This is a genomic window from Xanthomonas euvesicatoria pv. euvesicatoria, from assembly GCF_020880415.1.
GTDB lineage: Bacteria > Pseudomonadota > Gammaproteobacteria > Xanthomonadales > Xanthomonadaceae > Xanthomonas > Xanthomonas euvesicatoria.
In genome coordinates, this window is sequence record NZ_JAJIUJ010000076.1 from 1 (window position 1) to 21,254 (window position 21,254).

Below are 21,254 nucleotides of genomic sequence, written 5' to 3' on the forward strand. Positions count from 1 at the left end.
GCGAAACTTCCACGATGACAATCGTTCTCATCGCGTTCGCCCTGTATCTGCTTGCCACGGCACTGCTCACCCGGGCGGTGTTGCGCGATGGCAACCAATCGCCTGCGCACTGGCTGGCGCCCGCATTGGCTGCAGTGGCCTTGCACGCCGGTTACCACGTGCTGGTGGCCGTGCGCACCGCCGGCGGGCCGGACATGCACTTCTTCGCGGCCTTGTCGTTGTGCGGGCTGGGTATGGCTGCGCTGACGGCGGTGTTCGGCGGCCGCGGGCGGATGGCGGCGGTGGGTGTGGTGGTGTTCCCGCTGTCGGCGATCCTGTTGGCCAGCTACCACGCCTACGGCCATGAGCCCAGTTCGGATCTGGGCTGGCGACTCGAATTGCACGCGTGGCTGGCCTTGCTGGCCTACGCCACGCTGGGCATCGCGGCGCTGCTGGCAATCATGCTGTGGCTGCAGGAACGCGCGTTGCGGCGGCGCGATTTCCATAGCTGGCTACGCGCACTGCCACCGCTGACCGAGCTGGAAACGCTGCTGTTCCGCACGATCACGGTGGGCTTTGTGCTGTTGAGCCTGACCCTGCTGACCGGCCTGTTGTTCGTGCAGGACTTCCTGGCGCAGCGGCTGTTGCAAAAGACCGTGCTGAGCATCCTGTCGTGGATCGTGTTCGGTGCGCTGCTGATCGGCCGCTGGCGCAATGGCTGGCGCGGCACCAAGGCGGTGCACTGGACGCTGACCGCGATGGCGCTGCTGGTGCTGTCGTTCTTCGGCAGCAAGTTCGTCATCGAGCTGGTGCTGGGGCCGCGTTGAGCGCGGTTGGCCTAGCCCAGCGTCTCTGATGTGAAATCGAACACGGCGAAGTGCGATCGCCTGGATTGCACATCCTGGCCGGTGCGCTGGCCGCGCGCATGGATCGAACTTCTGCGGCCTGCTACGGGCAGGCACACCAGAGCATTGGCAACCCAGGCTTGCGGCAACTGAAGGTCTTGCAACTTCAGAGTGGGCACTGCGATCAGCGGTGCCGGGTCGCGCCCGCACGACGCAGCTCAGCCAACCCCCAAGCGCTGAAATCTCTCACGCATCCAGCGCGGCGCGCACGGCGTCCCAGGGCTGGTCCGGCCCCGCCTTGGCAAAGCGATAGCTGATACTGCGGCGGTAGGTCTGACCCGGCCGCAGGATGGTCGAAGGGAAGTTGGGGTGGTTGGGAGCGTCCGGATAGTCCTGCGGCTCCAGGCATACGCCACGGCCCAGTCCGGGATGGTGGGCGTCCAGATGCTGGCCTTCGTACACCTGCACCGCCGGGGCATCGCTGCTGATGCGCAGCGCCACGCCACTGTGCGGGGAGTACAGCTCGGCAACGCAGTCCGCGTCGGCGGCCAGCACCAGACACTGGTCGTAGCCCTTGCCGAGGATGATCTGGGGATGCGCCGGCTGAATGTTGTCGGCCAGCGCAGCAGGCTGGCGGAAATCGAATGGCGTACCGGTCACCGATGCGATCTCGCCCGTGGGGATCGACTCGGCATCCACCGGCAGGTAGCGATCGGCCGGCACGCGCAGCACCTGCGCTGCGGCCCGCAGCTGCGGATCGCCGGACAGATTGAAATACGGGTGGTGGGTAAGGTTCAACGCAGTCGCGGCATCGCAGTGCGCTTGGAAGTTCAGCTGCAGGCTCAGCCCGTGAAGCTGTAGGTGCGCGCGCACATGCAGATTGCCGGGGTAGCCCTCTTCGCCATCGGGTGAGTCGTAGCCCAACAGCACCTGGTCCGGCGCCTGCTCCAGCACGCTCCACACCCGTCGCCCGAAACCGCGCAGCCCGCCGTGCAACTGGTTACGCCCCTCATTGGCGGCCAGCACGTGGGTGACGCCCTCCAGGGTGTAACGCGCACCGGCGATGCGGTTGCCGAAGCGGCCCACCAGAATGTTGAGGCTGTCGCCATCGGCAGCATAGGCGGCTAGATCCGGCAGGTTCAGCACTAGCGGCACGACACCCTGTGCGGTGGTCAACTGCAGCGTATGCAGGATGCCGCCGTAGGTGAGCACCTCCGCCTGCAGACCAGCCTGGCTGCGTAGCGTGAGCGCATGGATTTCGACACCGTCTGGCAACTGCCCGAACACTCGCTGCATGGATCGTCCCGCCGATGAGGTAGCCCGCGAGCATAGCCGCATGCGATGGCCGCCGACCATGCCGCCGCGCACATCCTGGCCGGCGAGGCGATTGCAGTGGCGAAGCGACTGCCGCGCTCGCCTGCAGCGGCCGCGCTGCAGCAATACAAAGGGCGGCCACCGGCACTACGCTAGCCGCGCACTTCCCATCGCAGCAGCACCCACCCGACCATCGACCAGCACAGGAGCACCGACCCGATGCAGTGGATTTCCCCCGCGTTGCAGGCATCGCGCAGGCAGCTGTTGAACGCCGTTTTCGTCGCCGCCGCGCTTGCCAGCGTGCCGGCCAGCTTCGCTGCCGAGGTCAAAGCCAGCGGCACCTTGCGCGTGGACCAGCCCGGCGCGCAGGTGTCACGGCAACTGTTCGGCCAATTCGCCGAGCATCTGGGCACCGGCATCTATGGTGGCGTGTGGGTGGGCGAGGAATCGCCGATCCCCAATACGCGCGGCTATCGCAACGACGTGGTCGCCGCGCTGAAAGCCATTGCCGTGCCCAACATCCGCTGGCCTGGAGGTTGCTTCGCCGACGAATACCACTGGCGCGATGGCGTCGGCACGCCGGGCAAGCGCCCGATCCGGGTCAACACGCACTGGGGCGGTGTGGAAGAGTCCAACCGTTTCGGCACGCACGAGTTCATGGACTTCACCGAATTGCTCGGCACCCAGGCCTATGTCGCCGGGAATGTGGGCGATGCTGCGCCGGAGGAGATTGCGCAGTGGACCGAATACATGACCGCGCCGACACGCTCGAGCCTGGCCAACGAGCGCCGCGCCAATGGCCGCGATGCGCCCTGGCAGGTTCCCTACTTCGGTGTGGGCAACGAGCTGTGGGGCTGCGGCGGCAATATGCGCGTGGAGTACGCAGCCGATGTGTTTCGCCGCTACCAGACCTTCGTCAAGTCGCCGGCCAACCAGAAGATTTTCAAGATCGCGCCCGGCCCAAGCGACGACGACTATCACTGGACCGAGGTGATGATGCGCGAGGCCACCAAGTTCATGGATGGGCTGAGCATGCACTACTACACCATTCCCGGTGGCTGGCCGCCGCGCGCGTCTTCGACCACGTTCGACGAAACCGCGTGGATCCAGACGTTGTCGCGCACGCTGGTGATGGACGAGCTGATCACCAAGCACAGCGCGATCATGGACAAGTACGACCCGGCCAGGAAAGTGTCCCTGATCGTGGACGAATGGGGCACCTGGTATGCGCCATTGCCAGGCACCAATCCCGGCTTCCTGCAGCAGCAAAACAGCCTGCGTGACGCGCTGGTGGCGTCGCTCAACTTCGACATCTTCAGCCAGCATGCCGAGCGTGTGCGCATGGCCAACATCGCGCAGATGGTCAATGTGCTGCAGGCGATGATCCTCACCGATGGCGATAAGATGGTGCTGACGCCGACCTATCACGTGTTTGCGCTTTACAAGCCCTACCAGGACGCCACACACCTGCCGCTGCAATTGCAGACACCTGCGTATCGTCATGGCGACACGCAGGTGCCGGCCGTGCACGGCTCGGCGGTCAAGGCGAAGGACGGCCATGTGTATCTCGCGCTGACCAACCTGGACGCGACTGCGGCGGCGGCTGTGAGCGTGCAGGTGGAAGGGCTGCCGCTGCGTGCGGTGGAGGGACAGATCCTGACCGCACCGGCGATCACCACGTACAACACCTATGCGCAGCCAAAGGCCGTTGCGCCGGCGGCATTCAAGGGCGCACGTGTCCAAGGCAAGGCAGTGAACGTGGCGCTGCCGGCGCATTCGATCGTGATGCTCAAGTTGCGATGAGCGATCGAATTCAATGTACAGAGCCTGCCCAGACGCATGGCGTGTCGGGCACCGCCAGCCGTGTGGGCGCCGTATTGCCTCGTTCGGACGCGCCTTCAAACGGGGCGCGATCGTTGCATCTGATGTGCCTGGTGGTCACGTCGCCGTGCCGGCGTGACACTCCGGGTTGAAGGCGCCATCGACAAGGCGCACTAGCAGCGCCGTCGATGCCGCACGCCCAGCCAACGTTTACGCGTTGGCGGGGGTGCTCTTGAGCATGTCGATGAGCTGGCGCAGGCGGTAGGGTTTGGGCAGGAAATCGACCTGAGCCGGCAACGGCGGCAACTGCGCCTTGGCAAATCCCGAGGCCAGAATCACGCGTGCCTGCGGCAGCAGTTGCGCCACCTGCTCGCTCAGTTCAATGCCCGACATGCCGTTGGGCATACGGATATCACTGAACACCACATCGTACGGGCCGCTGTCGCGCACCATGCGTAACGCGCTGTGACCATCATCGGCGGTGTCGACGCTGATGCCGGCATCGCGCAGCGCTTCGCCGATCAGTTCGCGCAGTTCTTCTTGGTCTTCCACCATCAGCAGGCGAAGGGATTCAGTCATGCTCGGCCTCCTCGACGGCCGGGAGAAACACGGTGACGGTGGTGCCGCGTCCAGCTGCGGTCTCAAGCTCGACGAAGCCACCGGACTGGGATGCGAAGCCATAGACCTGGCTCAAGCCCAGGCCGGAGCCCTTGCCGACATCTTTGGTGGTGAAAAAAGGTTCGCTGGCGCGCTGTGCAACGTGGGCGGACATCCCCGGACCATCGTCGCGTACCGCAAGGGCGACGTACGGGCGAAGGACGCCTTGGTGGCCTGAGGGTTCGGGTCGTTGCGCAGCAGAAGCAAGCAACACGATGCTGCCGCCAGCGGGCATCGCATCGCAACTATTGAAGACCAGGTTGAGCAGCGCCGCCTCCAGCTGGCCAGGGTCGACGCGCACATGCGGCAGTGCGTCGGCGAACTGCAACGCCAAGCTCACACCCGGCGGGCAGGCACGCCGTAACAGTTCCAGCGAACGGGTCACGATGTCGTTGACGGGGTGGCGCTCGGGGTTCAGCTGTTGCCCGCGCGCGAAAGCGAGCAGTTGCCGCGTCAACAAGGTGCCGCGATCCACCGCAGTTTGCGCCACTTCGATCAACATGCGGGTGCGCGCATCTTCACCAGCGCTCAGCGCTATCAGGTCCAGGCTGGTCACCATCACCGTGAGCAGGCTGTTGAAATCGTGGGCCATGCCCAGCGTCAACCGGCCCAAGGCTTCGACCTTCTGCGATTGCAGCAACGCCTGCTGCGCCTGTTGCAGCAACTGCTGCGCTTCATGGCGCTCGGTCAGATCGCGGGTGACTTTTGCAAACCCGACCAGCACGCCGAATTCCAGCACCGGTTCGATCACCACGCTGGCCCAGAACCGGCTGCCGTCCTTGCGCAGGCGCCACCCTTCGGCAGCGAAGCGCCCTTCTTGCTTGGCAATTTCCAGATTGCGGCTGGGTTCGTCGCGTTGCGCATCCTCGGGCAGGTAGAACCGCGAGAAATGCGTGCCCAGGACCTCGCTTGCGCTGTAGCCCTTGATGCGCTCGCCGCCGGGGTTCCAGCTGCGAATATGCCCACCAATATCGAGCATATAGATCGCGTAATCGGACACGCTCTGTACCAACAGCTGACACTGCCGGCTGTCGTAAGAAAGCGGCCCTGCGCTGTCGACGGCCGTTTCCGCATCCATCGCGCGATGATTCTCCGGAAAGCGCCGGACCATATTGATAGCGACGTGAAGGCTGCGTGCAAGCCAACCCGGCAGCAAAAAGCGTCAATTTCCCGGCGATTTGTGCGTGAAAGTTATCGGCTACCATGACCGCCCTTCCAGTTCGGTCCACGCACCTTATGCACACCATCTCGACCACACGCGACCGCTGGGTGTGGGTCATCGCGGGGGCCTTGATGGCTGGAACGCTGGGCATGGAACTGGTAACCCCGCTCGGTTATGCCGTGTGGCTGACCTACTTCGTGGCAGTGGGCGTGACGGTGTTTCAGAACCGCCCGCAGGTGCCACTCATCGTCGGCGTGCTGTCGTGTGTCTTGCTGGCGATCGGTTTTCAGCTCGCGCCACCAAGCACGAATTCGAGCCTTTCCTCGGTCAATCGCAGCATTGGCGGCGTGTCGTTCCTGGCAATGGCGTTGGTGGTGATGCAGGCGATCCGCGCACGCCGCCAGGCCGAATTCGCACTGTGGCTGCAGCAGGCAGAAAACACGGTCGAAGCCAGTTTGCGCGGCGATCAGGCACCGCAGGAGCTGGCCGATGCCGCGGTGCGCGCACTGTGCCAGACACTGGATGCGCAGGTCGGCGCGCTGTATCGCATCGAGGGCGACCGTCTGCGACTCACCGGTGGTGCCGCGTTGCCGCCGGATCTGCCGCAGACGCTGCCCACCGCAGCCGGCCAGCTCGGCGAAGTGCTGCAACGTGGCACGGTGCGTCGCATCCGTGGCATGGACGCCGGGCATCTGCAGATCGCCTCCGGGCTGGGCCAGAGCAGCTGCCAGGAGCTGCTGCTGGCGCCGATCACCGCCGACGACCGGGTGATCGGCGTCATCGAGCTCGGGCGCGTGACTGACCCACGCACCGCCGGCTCGCGCGAAGAAGAACTGCTGGCACGCTGCGGCGAGAACATCGGCCTGGCACTGCGCACCGCATTGCTGCGCGCGCAGCTGGTGGCGTTGCTGGAAGAAACCCAGCGACAGAGCGAGGAACTGCAGACCCAGCAGGAAGAACTGCGCGTGGCAAATGAGGAACTCGAAGAACAGAGCCGTAGCCTGCAGCAATCGCAAAGCGACCTGGAAGTGCAGCAGGCAGAACTGGAACAGACCAACGTGCAGCTGGAAGAGCGCACGCAGGCGCTTGAGGCGCAAAAGCAGGCCTTGTTGATCGCGCAGAATCAGCTGGTGCGCAATAGCAACGAGTTGTCCACTGCATCGCGCTACAAGTCGGAATTCCTGGCCAACATGTCGCACGAGTTGCGCACGCCGCTCAACAGCGCCTTGATCCTGGCCAAGTTGCTGGCCGACAACAAGGACGGCACGCTCAGCGCCGAGCAGGTGAAATATGCGCAGGCGATCCTGTCGTCCAACAACGACCTGCTGGCGCTTATCAACGACATCCTGGACCTGTCCAAGATCGAAGCCGGGCACGTGGAGCTGGCCGACGAAACGGTCGTCACCGATTCGGTGCTGCAACGCCTGCGCGAAACCTTCGAACCGCTGGCGCGACAGAAGGGTCTGGCATTGGAGATCGCGGCAGCTGCCGGCGCGCCGGCACAGTTGGTCGTCGACAACCAGCGCCTGCAGCAGATCCTGAAGAACCTGTTGGCCAACGCCATCAAGTTCACCGAACACGGCAAGGTCAGCTTGACGGTCCAGGCGCATGCGCCCGGCCGTGTGCACTTTGCGGTGACCGATACCGGCATCGGCATCGCGCGCGAACAGAGCGAGGTGATCTTCGAAGCGTTCCGTCAGGCCGACGGCAGCACGCGCCGCCGTTATGGCGGTACCGGGTTGGGTCTGTCGATTTCGCGCGACCTGGCCCAACGCATGGGCGGCAGCATCAGTGTGGACAGCGAGCCCGGGCGCGGCAGCTGCTTTACGCTGGAATTGCCGACCGATGGCGCACCTGCGGAGGTGACCGGCCCTGCCGATACAGCTACGAACGCCGCCGCGGTCGCAGGCCCGGCGTCTGCTGCCCATGTGCAACAACGCAACGGCAGCGCGATGGGTGCGCAATCCGGCGCATCTGGTGGTGCGGTGGCCCACACGGTGCCGGTGCCAATCGCATCGCCCAACGCTGCACCGATCCAACGGGCCGACGACGATCGCGACCAACGCAGCCGCCCCGGCCGGCTGATCCTGGCGGTGGAAGACGACACCCGCTTTGCGCAAGCACTGGTGGAACTGGCCCACGAACTGGATTTCGATTGCGTGGTGGCCCCCAACGCAGAAGAGGCCCTGCGCCTGGCCGCCGAGATGCGCCCGAGCGGCATCCTGCTGGACATCGGCCTGCCGGATGCGTCCGGTCTGAGCGTGCTCGAACGCCTCAAGCGCGATCCGGCCACTCGCCATGTGCCTGTCCACGTGGTGTCCGCGCTGGAACGCAGCCAGATTGCGCTGGAGCTTGGTGCGGTTGGCTACCTGATCAAGCCGGCCACGCGCGAACTGCTGGCCGGTGCGATCCGCCAGCTGGAAGAAACCAATGCACGCGCAGTGCGTCGTTTGTTGATCGTCGAAGACGACAGCGCATTGCGCGCGAACCTACAATTGCTGCTGGCGCGCGACCAGCTGGACATCGTCGCGGTCGGCAGCATTGCCGAGGCGATGGATCAGCTGGCAGGCTCCACCTTCGATTGCATGGTCACCGATCTGGCCTTGCCCGACGGCAGCGGCTACGACCTGCTCGAACGCATGGCCGGCAACGATGCGGTCGCCTTCCCTCCCGTGATCGTCTACACCGGGCGCGCCCTGACCCGCGACGAAGAACAAGGCCTGCGCCGGTATTCCAAGAGCATCATCATCAAGGGCGTGCGCTCGCCGGAACGCCTGCTCGACGAGGTGACGCTGTTCCTGCACAGCGTGGAAGCCTCGTTGCCCAGCGATCAGCAGCGCCTGCTGCGCGAAGCACGCCGCCGCGACGCGGTGCTGGACGGCGCCACCGTGTTGCTGGCCGAAGACGACGTGCGCAACATCTTTGCGCTCTCCAGCGTGCTCGAACCGCTGGGCGTCACGCTGCAGATCGCACGCAATGGCCGCGAGGCGCTGGAGCACCTGGCCAAGCACGAGGTGGACCTGGTCCTGATGGACATCATGATGCCGGAGATGGATGGCATCACCGCGATGCGGCAGATCCGTACGAACCGTCAATGGCAGGATCTGCCCATCATCGCGCTGACCGCCAAGGCCATGGCCGACGACCGCGAACGCTGCCTGGAAGCCGGCGCCAACGACTACATCGCCAAGCCCATCGACGTGGACAAGCTGGTCTCGCTGTGCCGCGTGTGGTGCTCGCGGCAATGAACGCGGTAGAGCTGTTCGACCTGGAACTGCGCGTGCTGCTGGAAGCGGTCTTCCAGCGCTATCACTACGACTTCCGCGACTATGCGGTGTCGTCGTTGCGACGGCGCATGCGCCACGCGATGGCGCGTTTCGACTGCGCGCGCGTGGCCGATCTGCAGCACCGTCTGCTGCACGAGCCGGACACCTTCGCGCAGGCGATGCAGTTCTTCACCGTGCAGGTCTCGGAGATGTTCCGCGACCCGGCATATTTCCGCGTCCTGCGCGAGCATGCGGTGCCGGTCTTGCGTACCTATCCCTCGATCAAGCTCTGGGTGGCAGGCTGCAGTACCGGTGAAGAAGTCTGGTCCCTGGCCATCCTGCTGCACGAAGAAGGCCTGTTGGAAAAGGCGGTGATCTACGCCACCGACATCAACCCCGAAGCGCTGGGCATGGCCGAAGCCGGCGCCTATGGCATCGATCGTATCGCGCAGTTCAGCCGCAATTATCTGGACGCCGGTGGCCGCACCTCGCTGTCGGACTACTACACCACCGCTTACGACGGTGCGGTGTTCGACCGGCGCCTGAAACGCAATATCGTGTTCGCCGATCACAGCCTGGCCACCGACACGGTGTTTTCCGAAGTCCACCTGGTGTCGTGCCGCAACGTGCTGATCTATTTCAACCGCAGCTTGCAGGATCGCGCGGTGGGGCTGTTCTACGACGCATTGGTGCATCGCGGATTTCTCGGATTGGGCAGCAAGGAGTCGCTGCAGTTCGGCGCGCACGCGCAGGCCTTTGAAGCCTGCGCGCGCGAGCAGCGGCTGTATCGGAAGGCCGCATGAGCCGCGCGTCTGCAGCCCAGTGTTTCGATGCGATCGTGATCGGTGCCTCCGCCGGTGGCGTGATGGCCCTGCAGGCGTTGTTGTCCGGGCTGCCGGCAGATTTGCCGATGCCGGTGTTGGTCGTGCTGCATCTGCCGCGCGACCGCCCCAGCCACATCGCCGAGCTGCTGGATGCGCGCTGCGCGTTGCCGGTGCGCGAGGCCGACGACAAGCAACCGCTGCTACCCGGCACCGTCACCATCGCCCCGCCCGACTACCACCTGCTGGTGGAAACCCGCCACAGCCTGGCGTTGTCGATGGATGCGCCGGTGTTGTTTTCGCGCCCGGCGATCGACCTGCTGTTCGAATCGGCTGCCGATGTCTTCGGCGAACGCCTGCTGGCGATCCTGCTCACCGGTGCCAGCAGCGACGGCAGCGCCGGGGTGGCCGCGGTGCGTGCGGTGGGCGGTACCGCCTGGATCCAGCGCCCCGATGACGCCGCCGCCTCGTTGATGCCCGCCTCCGCTCTCGCCCACGCCGGCGCCGATGCGGTGCTGACCTTGCAAGCCATCTGCACCCGACTGGAAGCTTTTCACGCATGAACCTCACCGCGACCGGCCTGGCTGCAAGCAGCGACGACACCGAATCGACCAAGATCCTGATCGTGGACGATGTGCCGCAGAACCTGGTGGCCATGGAAGCGCTGCTGCAACGCGACGGCATCCGCGTGCTATGCGCCGCCTCCGGTGCGCAGGCGCTGGAACTGCTGCTCGAACACGACGTGGCATTGGCGCTGCTGGACGTGCACATGCCGCAAATGGACGGTTTTTCGCTGGCGGAATTGATGCGCGGTTCGCAGCGCACCCGGCATGTGCCGATCATTTTCCTGACCGCCTCGCCAAACGATCCGATGCGCGCTTTCCAGGGTTATGAAACCGGCGCCGTGGATTTTCTGCACAAGCCGATCGAGCCGCACGTGATCTTGAGCAAGGTCAACGTGTTCATCGAGTTGTACCAGCAGCGGCGGCTGCTCAAGGCGAGAAATGCCTCGCTCGAACGCGCGCTCACGCTCAACGAAACCATGATGGCCGTGCTCACTCACGACCTGCGCACGCCGCTGTCGGTGATCCTGCTGTGCGCCGACAAACTCGGCCTGGATGTCGATGCCGACAGTTCGGCGGCGCGCACGCTGGAACACCTGGAAAACAGCGCGCACCGCATGTCGCGCATGGTCGAGCAATTGCTGGATTTTTCGCGCCTGCGCACCGATGGTTTGCCGATGCAGTTCGGCCCATGCAACCTGGGCGAGGTGGTGCACAGCGTGGTGGGCGAAGTGGCGCAGGCCAATCCACACACTACGATCGACCTGCGCACCGAGGGCGATCTGGATGGCGATGGGGATGGCGACCGGTTGGCGCAGGTCGTGTCCAATCTGGTCGGCAACGCCGTCCTGCATGGCGGACGCCATCCGGTGCAGGTGCATCTGGATGGACGCGAACACGACACCCTGCGCCTGTCGGTGCGCAACGCCGGCAGCATCCCCGACAGCCTGATGCCGCGCCTGTTCGAACCGTTCAAGGCCAGCTTCCATGCCAGCCAAGGACTGGGACTGGGCCTGTTCATCGCCGACCAGTTCGTCAAGGCACACGGCGGCACGCTGCAGGCGCGCAACGAGGACGGCGATGTGGTCTTCGAAGCACGACTGCGCCGCCACAACCTGGCAGCCTGACCGCCGCACGTTCCCGGCGGCTGCAGTGCCGAGGCGCGCGCAGGTGTGCGACCAGCGCATCTTGGCCGATGGATTGCCGCGGCCTCCAGCAAGAGGGGCCAACAGCGCGCTGCCGTCGATCAACGCACAACAGATCCGCTGCCGCCGTGTCAGCGAGCCCGACAGCCAGCGCCTTGGCAGTGCGCCAGGCGGCCCAGGTGACAGCCAACTCAAGCAGTGCCGTTGCACCCCATGCGCCGTATGCTCGTGCGGCCAGCGCGCTGGACGCACGCTCCTGCCCCACTGCTCTCCAGTTCTTGGTCGTACGAACATCCCTTGGTCATCCTCGGGTGCACACCGTGCACCCCGTCTGCGGAGGTGGTTATGTCGTATATCGATGGTTTTGTGCTTGCCGTCCCCACGGCCAACAAAGAAGCATTCATCGCGCATGCCCGCATGGGCGATGCGGTCATCATGGAATACGGTGCGCTGCGTGTAGTGGAGTGTTGGGGCGACGATGTCCAGCCGGGGCAATGGACCGATTTCTATCGCGCCGTGGATGCCACCGCCGAAGAGACCGTGGTGTTTTCCTGGATCGAATGGCCGGACAAGGCCACCCGCGATGAGGGCATGCGCAAGATGATGGAAGACCCACGCATGGACCCGTCAGTCAATCCGATGCCATTCGATGGCAAGCGCATGGTCTACGGTGGCTTCGTGCCGATCGTGGCGCTGGGCCAATCGGCGTGAGCGATGTGGGGCGTGGCGGCCCGCAGGAGCTTGGCCAGGCATGCGCAGGCTGGTGCCGCCGCTGGCATTGGGCACGGAATCGCTGGTGGTGATCGCTACACTGGCCGCATGCAGCATGCGCCGCCAGCGATGGCCGGAGACAGCGCAGGCAGCGCCGCCGACTGGAGACCAACATGACCGATGCACCACTACTGATCGCCTGCCCGAGTTGCGCTGCGATGAACCGTATTGCGCCCACGCGCCTGCGCGATGCGCCCAACTGCGGCAGCTGCCATCGGCCGCTGTTCCTGGGGACGCCGGTGGCCTTGTCGGCTGCAGATTTCGACAAGCATGCGGTGCGCAGTGCACTGCCGCTGGTGGTGGATTTCTGGGCACCTTGGTGCGGGCCATGCCTGAGCATGGCGCCGAAATTTGCCGCAGCCGCTGCAGCATTGGAACCGCAGGTGCGCCTGGCCAAGGTGGATACCGACCTGCATCCGGCGCTGGGCACGCGCTTTGGCATCCGCAGCATTCCCACCTTGCTGGTCATCCAGGGCGGGCAGGAACTGGGCCGTCATTCCGGCGCGGTGAGCAGCGCGCAAATCGTCAACTGGGTGCGCTCTGTCCTGAGCAAGCGGTGAAACGACACGACGACCAGCTGCGCATACACGCAGTCGGCCTATCCACCTGCAGGAAACATCACTGCGGCGCAGTTGCCGCAGTGACTGCATCAGCCGATCAACCAGGCGATCAACCGGTTACTGCCAGTTGACGTTGACCGACACCCCAACGACACGCGGCTCGTTGTAGACCGCGGCCATGTAGTTTTCGATCACACCCTTGAGGTTCTTTTCGTTGGTGATGTTGCGCGCGAACGCCGCCACTTCCCAGGCACCGTAGCCACCGGTGTAACCCAGCTTGAGGCCACCTTCGAAATTACCGTCGGAACGGAACTCGGTGGAGTCGTACAGCACGAAGCTGGTCTGGCCCTGCTTGTTCCAGTCGGTGGACACGAAGAACGCGCCGTCGTTGCCCACCGGGATGTCGTAGCGCGCGGCCAGGTTGAGGTTGTACTTGGGCGCGTTGGGCAGCGGGTTGCCGTCGATCTGGGCGAAGGTGTTGGCACCTACGCGGATGGTCGGGTCGTTGACGGTGCACACCACCACGCCATTGAGCGCGCAGGCCTGCGCAAACACGCGCTTATCGTGGATTTCGCTGTGCAACAGGCTCAGGCCGGCGGTGATCGACAGGTTGGAGATCGGGCGCCAGTCCAGGTCCGCTTCCATGCCGTAGGCCTTGGCCTTGTCGGCATTGAACAGCACGCCATTGCCGTCCGAGTCGTTGCCGTTGAGCTGGATATCGTCGACCGTGTAGGTGAAGCCGCTGACATTCAGGCGCAGACGGTTCTCGAACAGGCTGCTCTTGATGCCGGCTTCCCACGACAGGATGGTTTCCGAATCGGCGGTAGTGAAGTCCGAATTGAACACCGCGCTGCGGCCCTGGATGGTGGGGCCACGGAAACCGCGCGCCACGCGCGCATACACGCTCAGCTGCGGGTCGATCTCATACATCGCGCTCAGATCCCAGCTGGGCTGGGTGTCGGACATGCGCACATCGCGCCGGCCGCGGTAGGTCACCACACCGGCTGCGGTATCGGCGGTCTTGAGCAGACGGGTTTCCTTGGTGTCCTTGGTCTGGCGGATGCCGGCGGTAAGCGTCAGCGCGTCGGTCGCCTTGTAGCTGAGCTGCCCGAAGCCGGCCCACGAGGTATTGGTATTGCGCAGGCGCACCCAGTTATTCGGGTTGCGCGCGGCGGTCTGCAGGAAATAGGCACGTTGATAGAAATCGGTGGTGTCGCGGCCGTCGAAATAGAACGCGCCCACCTGCCACTGCAGGGCCTCGTCGCCTTCGCTGGCCAGGCGCAGTTCCTGCGTGTACTGGTCCAGGTCGCGGATCTGTCCCATCGACTGGCCAAAGCCGTTCGGCACGCCATTGACCGGGTAATTGGCGGCAGCACCGCCATCGGTGTCGCCACGGCTGTAGCCGGAAGTGGTTTCGTAGGCGGTGATGGAGGTCAGCGACACGCCACCGAAGTCGTAAATCGCCTTGAGCGAGCCGCCATCGGTTTGATACGCCTGCGGGTTGTCGTGCCCCTCATCATAGGCCACACGGTCGCGCGGCACGTCCACCTTGTCGCTGCCACGCGTGATCGCGTTGCGCAGGAACAAGGTGGAAGTGCCGTCGTAATCGCGCGTGTGCACCGAGCCCAGCAGCGAAAACGCATCGTTGGGCTTGAGCAAGACCTGCAGGCGCGCATTGCGGTCGTTGTAACCGCCCATCGCGTCCTTGCGCGGGGTGCGCGTGCCATCGGCGCTGCTGCCGGCAAAGGTGTTGTCCACCCAATCGTCGCGGTGCTGGTACAACGCGGACACGCGGAACGACAGCACGTCGTTGATGGGGCCACCGAAGCCGCCATCCAGCGAGATGGTGTTGTAGCTGCCGTAGCTGGCGTTGACGCGACCGGTGTAGGTGTCGCTGGGCTTGACGGTGTCGAACTTGACGATGCCGGCGGTGGTGTTGCGGCCGAACAGCGTGCCTTGCGGACCGCGCAGCACTTCGACCTGGTCCACGTCATAGACCGGATTGGATTTGAGCACGACATGCTCCAGCACCACATCGTCCTGGATGATGGAGACCGGCTGCGAGGCACCCAGGTAGAAATCGATATTGCCCAGGCCACGGATATAGAAGCGCGGGAAGATGCGCCCGGTGGTGGTTTCAGCGTAGAAGCCCGGCACGCGGCCGGACAGGGCCAGCAGCGTGTCATCGCCACCGGCGGTGTAGTCGCGCATCGCTGCGCCCTGCACCACGCCCACCGAGACCGGCACGTCCTGCAGGTTCTGCTCGCGGTGCTCGGCGGTGACGGTGACCGTGTCCAGCGCGGTCGGGCTGGCTTCGCCCTGGGTCGCCGGCGCTTGCTGCGCAGACGCGGTTGCCGCCAGCGAGGCTAGCAACAGGCCGGCGCAGGCACGGGCCAGCGGCGTGCGCTGCAAGGCGGTGCGGCGGCGCGCAGCGACCTGTGCAATAGCGGACACCGGCGACGGAAAGACAGGCGAGTACAACGACATGCGGGTTGATCCTAGGTAGTGATGCGAGGTGATGACACAGCGTCGAAGCCGTTTGGCATGGCACGCCGGTTGGCGGCGCCGCGTGGCGCCGCGTGGCGCCGCGCGCACGATATGTCAGCAATGTTGCAGCGAAGTGGCAGCGCCCGGTCCACACACCCCGCCACGCGCGTGGAGGCCTGCCACCACGCGGGGTTGGCATCGCAAAACGTCATGCCACGCCGCCCTGCGTGCTGTCATGCTGGTGTCGTACTGGCGTTGCGCCAGGGCATGGCACGAGGGGATCTCTTGAAACGACTCGCATGGGTGGCCGGCCTGCTGGCCGCATTGATCTGTCAGCTGGCGCATGCCGGCACCGCGTTGATCACGCAGATCGATTACCAAGGCGACGATGGTGGCCCCGCGCCAACCGCCGCGCAGTACCGCAACCCGGTCGTGGCCGGTTTTCATCCGGACCCGTCGGCGGTGCGCGTCGGCGACGATTTTTATCTGGTGAATTCCAGTTTCGGCTACTTCCCCGGCCTGCCGGTGTTCAAGAGCAGCGACCTGGTGCATTGGAACCAGATCGGCAACGCGATCGACCGTCCAACCCAGATCAACTACGGCAACGACGAACTGACCCGCGGCCTGTTTGCCGCCAGCATCAGCTACCACGCTGGCACCTTCTATATCGCCAACACCTGTTTCTACTGCGATGGCGGCAATTTCCTGATCACCGCCACCGATCCGGCCGGGCCGTGGTCGGATCCGATCTGGCTGGACGTCAAGGGCATCGACCCCTCGCTGTTTTTCGATGACGATGGCAGTGCCTGGCTGGTCAACAACGACGTGCCGGCCGGCAAGCTGCGCTACGACGGGCACCGCGCCATCTGGCTGCAGCGGCTGGATCTGGCCAGCATGAAGTTGGTCGGCACCCGTCAGGTGATCGTGGATTCGGGCTTCAAGCCGGCCACCAATCCCGAACACATCGAAGGCCCGCACCTGTTCCGCCGCGATGGCTACTACTACCTCACCGCGGCCGAAGGTGGCACCGGCGAGCAGCATGCGCAGATGATCTACCGCAGCCGCCAGATCACCGGGCCATACGAAACCTGGAGCGGCAATCCGGTACTCACCCAACGCGACCTGGACCCATTGCGCAATGCGCCGATCACCTCGGCCGGGCATGCACAGTTCGTCGAACTCAAGGACGGCACATGGTGGGCGGTGTTTCTCGCAACGCGCCCTTACCGCGGCAATCACTACAACCTGGGCCGGGAAACCTTCCTGTTGCCAGTGCAATGGCGCGATGGCTGGCCGGTGGTGCTGCCGCACGGCGCCGCGGTCCCTGTCGTGGCAGCGCGCCCACCCTTGCCGGCGGGCACGCAGCCCCTGCCGACCACCGGGCCGATGCAGTGGAGCGAGCGCTTCGGGGATGCGCGCGTGCCAATGCAATGGATGACCATCCACCCACCCATCAGGCCGTGGTATCAGCCCGGCGCGCAAGGCTTGCGCGTGACGCCGGCAAACATTGCGCTGGGCGATATCGGCCGTGGTCAGCCGGCCTATCTGGGTCATCGCCTGCAGCATCATCACGCCACCTTGGTCGCCAGCGTGGATGGCAGCGCGCTGGCACCAGGCGAACAGGCCGGTCTGGCGATCGTGGCCAAGGAGAGCAACTTCCTGGCAGCAATGCTGGTGCGCGAGGACAGCGGCGCTGCGGTGGTGCTGTATCGCCGCGCCGGACCGCAACAGCCCGGCACCGGCACCGAACTGGCACGCGCGCCACTGCCCGATGCCACGCAACCGGTGAAACTGCGCTTTGCGCTGGACGCCGCACGCGTGCGCGTGGATTACGCCGTCGGCCAGGGGCAGTGGCAGACGCTGCTCGAACAAGGCGATGCAAGTGTGCTCAGTACCGAGTCGGCCGGCGGTTTTCTTGGCGCCACATTCGGGCCGTACGCGTATGCGCGCTAAGCCAAGTGCAGGAACGTGGCTGCACGCCCGGTGCATGCGCAGGCCGCGCCCGCCCCGCAGCGACGCATGCGTGTTTGGAGCCGCTTAACGCCCTACGCCCGCGCCAGGACGCTGCTGTCGAGCATCTGCCCCACCGTGTTGAGCAGATCGTTGAGGCTGAAAGGCTTTGGCAGCAGGGCCATGCCCTCTGCCAGAAATTCTTGCCGCGTGGCCGCATTTTCGGCATAGCCGGTAATGAACAGGATCGGCAGACCCGGGCGTAGCGTGCGCGCCACATCGGCCATGTCGCGCCCGTTCATGCCGGGCAGGCCGACATCGGAGACCACCAGATCGATGTGCGCCTCGGTGCGCAAGTGTTCCAGCGCGCCGTTGGCATCCTCGGCTTCGATGACCTGGTAGCCGGCATCGCTGAGCACTTCACTCACCATCATGCGCACCACGTCGGTGTCGTCCACCAGCAGGATGCGCTCGTTGCGCGTGCGCGGCGCGCTGGGCGCCGGTGCCGGCAACATTTCGTTGGCCGAGAGCCCGCGCGGCAGCAAGAGCGCTACCGTGGTGCCACGACCCACATCGCTGGTGATGCGTGCGGTACCGCCGGATTGACGCGCGAACCCGTAGGTCATCGACAGGCCGAGACCGGTGCCTTCGCCGATGGGTTTGGTGGTGAAAAACGGTTCGAACACCTGGTCGAGAATGGCCGGCTCGATCCCGCTCCCGTTGTCGATCACCTTCACCGCGACATAGTCGCCGTCGTCCAGTTCCGGGTCGTTGCGCGCGGTGTAGGCCGCACTCTGGATGCGGATGGTGCCCTGCCCTTTCAAGGCATCGCGCGCATTGATGACCAGGTTGAGCACCACGTTTTCGAGCTGGTTGGCATCGGCAATGGCCACCAGCGGCGTGGACGCAAGATCCAGCTCCAGCCCGATGTTTTCGCCGATCGAGCGTTGCAGCATGTCTTCCAGCGAACGCACACGGGTGTTGACGTCGAACGGTTGCGCGTCCAGCGATTGCTTGCGTGCGAACGCCAGCATGCGCTGGGTCAGCGCGGCGGCGCGGTGCGCCGAGCCGGTAGCGATCTCGGCCAGGCGCGGCACGCGTTCGATGCGATTGGATTCCACTGCGAGCTGGATCATGTCCAAGCCGGAAATGATGCTGGTCAGCAGGTTGTTGAAGTCGTGCGCGATGCCACCGGTGAGCTTGCCCAGCGCTTCCATCTTCTGCGCCTGCAGCAGCTGGATTTCGGTGTGCTGACGCTGCGCGATCTGATGCGCGAGCTCGCTGGTGGCGGTATCCAGTTCCTGGCGCTGCTCGCGCTCGCGCAGGCGCTGCTCGGTCACGTCTTCCACCAGCAACAGCCCCAGATCCGGCTCGCGGTAGGGCGACACCCGCCATTCGGTTTCGCAGAGCTTGCCATCGCGCAGCAGCGACAAGGTGCCGCTCCAGCGCTCGCGTTGCGCCAACGCAGTGGTCAGTGCGTGCACGGCGGCGGCCTGATCCAACCCGGCGGCATGGATCGCAGCGCCGAGTGTGGCGCTGCCGATCAAGCGTTGGAATGCGGCATTGGCCTCGTGCATGTGCAGGTTGGCATCCACCACCGCAATCGGCGCGCTGATGTGTTCGAAGATTTCGCGGAAACGCGCCTCGCTGACCCGCAACGCCTCCTCGGCGCGGCGTGCGCGTAACAGCGTGCGCAAGGTGGCCAGCAACACGTTGGGGTCGACCGGATGGATCAGGTAGGCGTCGGCGCCGGCATCCAGCCCGGTGATCATGTCGCCGGTGGCGATCGAGGCCGCCGAAACATGCACCACCGGCAGCAACGCGGTGCGCGGCTCGGCACGCAGCGTCCGCACGATATCGAAGCCGCTCATGTCCGGCAGGTTGACGTCCAGCACCACCGCAGAAAACGTCTGCGCGGCAAGTTTGGCAAGACCCTCGGTCCCGGTACCGGCTTCTTCGACCGCGAACTGATGGTGTTCGAGCACGCGCCGCACCGAATAACGCGTCACCGCGTTGTCGTCGACGACCAGGATGTGGTGCTTACTGCCCACGCGTTTCCTCCGCTGCCAGTGTCATCGGCAGCACCACGTAAAATTCAGAACCCTGCCCGACCACGCTGTTGATCCCCACCCGGCCGCCCAGCAATTCGGCGAACCGTTTGCAGATCGACAACCCCAGGCCGGTGCCGGTCAGGCGTTTTTGCAGCGGCGAGTCCACCTGTACGAAATCTTCGAACAAGGCCTCGTGAAGCTCGGCCGGAATGCCGATGCCGGTGTCGTGCACGCCAAAGCGTACATGGCTGTCGCCTTCCAGCTGCGCAAACACGCGCACCTGCCCCTGCGGGGTGAACTTGAGCGCGTTGGAAATGAAATTGCGCAGGATCTGCGCCAGCTTCTTGTCGTCGGTGTACAGCAGCGGCAGCACCGGCGGATCCTCGAAGATCAGCGTGGTCGTGCCCACATCGGTGAGCGGACGGAACATGCCGCGCAGCGCCGCGAACAGGTCCATCAGGTCGAACCAGCCCGGCGAGATAGTGATGCGCCCGGCTTCGATCTTGGCCAGGTCCAGCAGGTCGTCCACCATCTCGGTGAGCTCGCGCGCCGAACCGCTGACAAAGCGCACCTGCTTGAGCTGCTCTGCATTGAGCGGCCCGTCCATGCCATCCTCCAGCAGCCGGGTGATGCTCAGGATCGAGCCTAGCGGGGTGCGGAACTCGTGGCTCATGTACGACAGAAAGCGGCTCTTGAGTTCGGACACCTCGCGCAGCTGTTCGGCCTGTTGGTCGAGCTCGGCATACAAGGCCAGCACGCCCTGGTTGGTTTCTTCCAGCTCTTCGCGCAAGGCCTGGTTCTGCTGGCGCAAGCTTTCCAGTTCAGCCATCGCCTCGGCTGCCGGCATCTTGGTGGTTGAATTCATTGCATGCCTCCCAAGCGCATGACGAACACGCAGCAATCGTCGCGGCCGCGCGCGTAATCGCGCGCCAGCACTGCGGCAATGATGCGTGGATGGCGCGACAGCAGGCCCGGATGATCGCGCAGGGTCCAGCGCGATTGCAGGCCGTCGCTGTGCATGACCAGTAACTTGCCGGCGGCGTGTGGAAAGTCGAACGGTTGCGCCTTGCGGAACTGCACCCCGACGATGCCCGGGTGCGAGGGCATGCCGCGCACGCCGTCGCCATCGCACAACGAGGCGACGATATTGCCCACCCCGGCAAAGCGCACCTGGCCGCTGCCGGGATCGAACTGCATGACCGCCGCCGCGCCGCCGCGCGTGCCGCTCATGCCGGCATGCAGGCGCGCGATGCGTTCGCCGGGTTCGCCACGGGCCGCTGCCGCAGCGCGCGTCCCCGCATCGGCGGCATCGGCCGCGCCCGCTCCGTGGCCCAGGCCGTCGATCATGCTCACGGTCACGCCCTGCGCATCGATCGCCAGATGCCAGCCATCGCCGCAGACCGTTTCGTTCTGCAGCGGCAGACGCAGCGCGCCGTAGGGCAGGTCGGGCATGTTCTCGGCATCGGCGTACACGCGCGCCAGGACCACGGCCCCCCGGGCATCGGAATAGGCGTCCAGCAACGCGGCATGTCGCTGCACCGTGCCCAGGCCGTTGCCAGGCGTGCTGCCGGTGGAATACCCGTCCGGCAGACAATCGGCCAGCACGAATCCGCGCCCCTGATCGAGCGTGCACAACTCGATGCCCAGACCATCGCGGCCGGCGACGCTGCACAGCTGCATCTGCCCGCCACCGGCATGGTTGAGCAGGTTGGTGCACAACTCGGTCGCCACCAGGGCCACGCGGCCACAGCCGTCTTCATCGAAACCGCAGGCCTGTGCAAGCGCCACCGCTTCGCGGCGCACCTGCCCGACCTGGGTACCCTCTTCGACGCGGATCACCTGGGTGAGCGCGCCGGTCATGG

16 protein-coding genes are annotated in these 21,254 nt (G+C 65.2%); 9 read left to right on the top strand and 7 right to left on the bottom strand.

What is annotated here, in order from left to right:
- Positions 1–14: 14 nt before the first annotated feature.
- Positions 15–806, top strand: coding sequence for a cytochrome C assembly family protein (locus LN450_RS13185; protein ID WP_008571117.1), 792 nt, complete (start codon positions 15–17; stop codon positions 804–806).
- Between the two features lie 264 nt (positions 807–1,070).
- Here LN450_RS13185 and LN450_RS13190 read toward each other — a convergent pair whose 3' ends face one another.
- A complete protein-coding gene (locus tag LN450_RS13190; RefSeq protein ID WP_011346786.1) occupies positions 1,071–2,120 on the bottom strand; it encodes an aldose epimerase family protein in 1,050 nt (349 codons plus the stop codon).
- Positions 2,121–2,357: 237 nt separating this feature from the next.
- Here LN450_RS13190 and LN450_RS13195 point away from each other — a divergent pair, with 237 nt between their 5' ends.
- A complete protein-coding gene (locus tag LN450_RS13195) occupies positions 2,358–3,941 on the top strand; it encodes an alpha-N-arabinofuranosidase (protein WP_011346785.1) in 1,584 nt (527 codons plus the stop codon).
- Between the two features lie 228 nt (positions 3,942–4,169).
- Here LN450_RS13195 and LN450_RS13200 read toward each other — a convergent pair whose 3' ends face one another.
- Together LN450_RS13200 and LN450_RS13205 are read right to left on the bottom strand one after the other, a co-directional pair.
- A complete protein-coding gene (locus tag LN450_RS13200; RefSeq protein ID WP_007967477.1) occupies positions 4,170–4,538 on the bottom strand; it encodes a response regulator in 369 nt (122 codons plus the stop codon).
- Entirely contained in the window at positions 4,531–5,694 is a 1,164-nt protein-coding gene (locus LN450_RS13205) for a PAS domain-containing sensor histidine kinase (RefSeq protein WP_011346784.1), read from the bottom strand. Before LN450_RS13205 ends, LN450_RS13200 begins: the two co-directional genes overlap by 8 nt.
- Positions 5,695–5,852: 158 nt before the next feature.
- Here LN450_RS13205 and LN450_RS13210 point away from each other — a divergent pair, with 158 nt between their 5' ends.
- The 6 genes from LN450_RS13210 to trxC all read left to right on the top strand — a co-directional run bounded on the left by LN450_RS13210 (position 5,853) and on the right by trxC (position 12,904).
- Positions 5,853–9,026, top strand: coding sequence for a response regulator (locus tag LN450_RS13210; protein ID WP_039418740.1), 3,174 nt, complete (start codon positions 5,853–5,855; stop codon positions 9,024–9,026).
- Positions 8,999–9,847 carry a CheR family methyltransferase gene (locus LN450_RS13215; RefSeq protein WP_008571108.1) on the top strand — a complete coding sequence of 283 codons (849 nt, stop codon included), beginning with the start codon at positions 8,999–9,001 and terminating at the stop codon, positions 9,845–9,847. The genes LN450_RS13210 and LN450_RS13215 overlap by 28 nt, the downstream gene beginning before the upstream one ends.
- Positions 9,844–10,428 carry a chemotaxis protein CheB gene (locus LN450_RS13220; RefSeq protein ID WP_011346781.1) on the top strand — a complete coding sequence of 195 codons (585 nt, stop codon included), beginning with the start codon at positions 9,844–9,846 and terminating at the stop codon, positions 10,426–10,428. The genes LN450_RS13215 and LN450_RS13220 overlap by 4 nt, the downstream gene beginning before the upstream one ends.
- Positions 10,425–11,555, top strand: coding sequence for a hybrid sensor histidine kinase/response regulator (locus LN450_RS13225; RefSeq protein ID WP_011346780.1), 1,131 nt, complete (start codon positions 10,425–10,427; stop codon positions 11,553–11,555). Before LN450_RS13220 ends, LN450_RS13225 begins: the two co-directional genes overlap by 4 nt.
- Positions 11,556–11,918: 363 nt before the next feature.
- Positions 11,919–12,284, top strand: a complete 366-nt coding sequence (locus LN450_RS13230) for a DUF1428 domain-containing protein (protein WP_008571105.1) — start codon at positions 11,919–11,921, stop codon at positions 12,282–12,284.
- Positions 12,285–12,457: 173 nt separating this feature from the next.
- A complete protein-coding gene (gene trxC, locus LN450_RS13235; RefSeq protein WP_011346778.1) occupies positions 12,458–12,904 on the top strand; it encodes a thioredoxin TrxC in 447 nt (148 codons plus the stop codon).
- Positions 12,905–13,021: 117 nt separating this feature from the next.
- Here the strand turns inward: trxC and LN450_RS13240 are convergent, their stop codons facing one another.
- Positions 13,022–15,391: a TonB-dependent receptor gene (locus LN450_RS13240; protein WP_011346777.1), complete on the bottom strand. Its 2,370-nt coding sequence runs from the start codon at positions 15,389–15,391 to the stop codon at positions 13,022–13,024.
- Between the two features lie 267 nt (positions 15,392–15,658).
- Between LN450_RS13240 and LN450_RS13245 the strand changes: the two genes are divergently transcribed.
- Positions 15,659–17,344 (top strand): glycoside hydrolase family 43 protein, encoded by a 1,686-nt coding sequence (locus LN450_RS13245; RefSeq protein WP_042840901.1) that lies wholly within the window; start codon positions 15,659–15,661, stop codon positions 17,342–17,344.
- Positions 17,345–17,436: 92 nt separating this feature from the next.
- On the opposite strand, the gene LN450_RS13250 is transcribed toward LN450_RS13245, so the two are convergent.
- From LN450_RS13250 to LN450_RS13260, 3 genes are read right to left on the bottom strand one after another with little or no spacing between them, the layout of a single operon-like run.
- On the bottom strand, positions 17,437–19,392 hold the full coding sequence (locus LN450_RS13250) for a response regulator (RefSeq protein ID WP_011346775.1): 1,956 nt from the start codon (positions 19,390–19,392) through the stop codon (positions 17,437–17,439).
- A complete protein-coding gene (locus LN450_RS13255) occupies positions 19,382–20,257 on the bottom strand; it encodes a sensor histidine kinase (protein ID WP_008571099.1) in 876 nt (291 codons plus the stop codon). Before LN450_RS13255 ends, LN450_RS13250 begins: the two co-directional genes overlap by 11 nt.
- Entirely contained in the window at positions 20,254–21,252 is a 999-nt protein-coding gene (locus LN450_RS13260) for an ATP-binding protein (RefSeq protein ID WP_080505880.1), read from the bottom strand. The genes LN450_RS13255 and LN450_RS13260 overlap by 4 nt, the downstream gene beginning before the upstream one ends.
- Between the last annotated feature and the right edge of the window lie 2 nt (positions 21,253–21,254).

What these genes read in the sequence shown, in the direction of transcription:
- LN450_RS13200 (WP_007967477.1), bottom strand. Translation starts at nt 4,538, where the DNA reads ATGACTGAATCCCTTCGCCTGCTGATGGTGGAAGACCAAGAAGAACTG.
- LN450_RS13240 (WP_011346777.1), bottom strand. Translation starts at nt 15,391, where the DNA reads ATGTCGTTGTACTCGCCTGTCTTTCCGTCGCCGGTGTCCGCTATTGCA.
- LN450_RS13260 (WP_080505880.1), bottom strand. Translation starts at nt 21,252, where the DNA reads ATGACCGGCGCGCTCACCCAGGTGATCCGCGTCGAAGAGGGTACCCAG.
- LN450_RS13245 (WP_042840901.1), top strand. Translation starts at nt 15,659, where the DNA reads ATGGCACGAGGGGATCTCTTGAAACGACTCGCATGGGTGGCCGGCCTG.
- LN450_RS13205 (WP_011346784.1), bottom strand. Translation starts at nt 5,694, where the DNA reads ATGGATGCGGAAACGGCCGTCGACAGCGCAGGGCCGCTTTCTTACGAC.
- LN450_RS13210 (WP_039418740.1), top strand. Translation starts at nt 5,853, where the DNA reads ATGCACACCATCTCGACCACACGCGACCGCTGGGTGTGGGTCATCGCG.
- LN450_RS13225 (WP_011346780.1), top strand. Translation starts at nt 10,425, where the DNA reads ATGAACCTCACCGCGACCGGCCTGGCTGCAAGCAGCGACGACACCGAA.
- LN450_RS13220 (WP_011346781.1), top strand. Translation starts at nt 9,844, where the DNA reads ATGAGCCGCGCGTCTGCAGCCCAGTGTTTCGATGCGATCGTGATCGGT.
- LN450_RS13195 (WP_011346785.1), top strand. Translation starts at nt 2,358, where the DNA reads ATGCAGTGGATTTCCCCCGCGTTGCAGGCATCGCGCAGGCAGCTGTTG.
- LN450_RS13255 (WP_008571099.1), bottom strand. Translation starts at nt 20,257, where the DNA reads ATGAATTCAACCACCAAGATGCCGGCAGCCGAGGCGATGGCTGAACTG.
- LN450_RS13230 (WP_008571105.1), top strand. Translation starts at nt 11,919, where the DNA reads ATGTCGTATATCGATGGTTTTGTGCTTGCCGTCCCCACGGCCAACAAA.
- LN450_RS13185 (WP_008571117.1), top strand. Translation starts at nt 15, where the DNA reads ATGACAATCGTTCTCATCGCGTTCGCCCTGTATCTGCTTGCCACGGCA.
- LN450_RS13190 (WP_011346786.1), bottom strand. Translation starts at nt 2,120, where the DNA reads ATGCAGCGAGTGTTCGGGCAGTTGCCAGACGGTGTCGAAATCCATGCG.
- trxC (WP_011346778.1), top strand. Translation starts at nt 12,458, where the DNA reads ATGACCGATGCACCACTACTGATCGCCTGCCCGAGTTGCGCTGCGATG.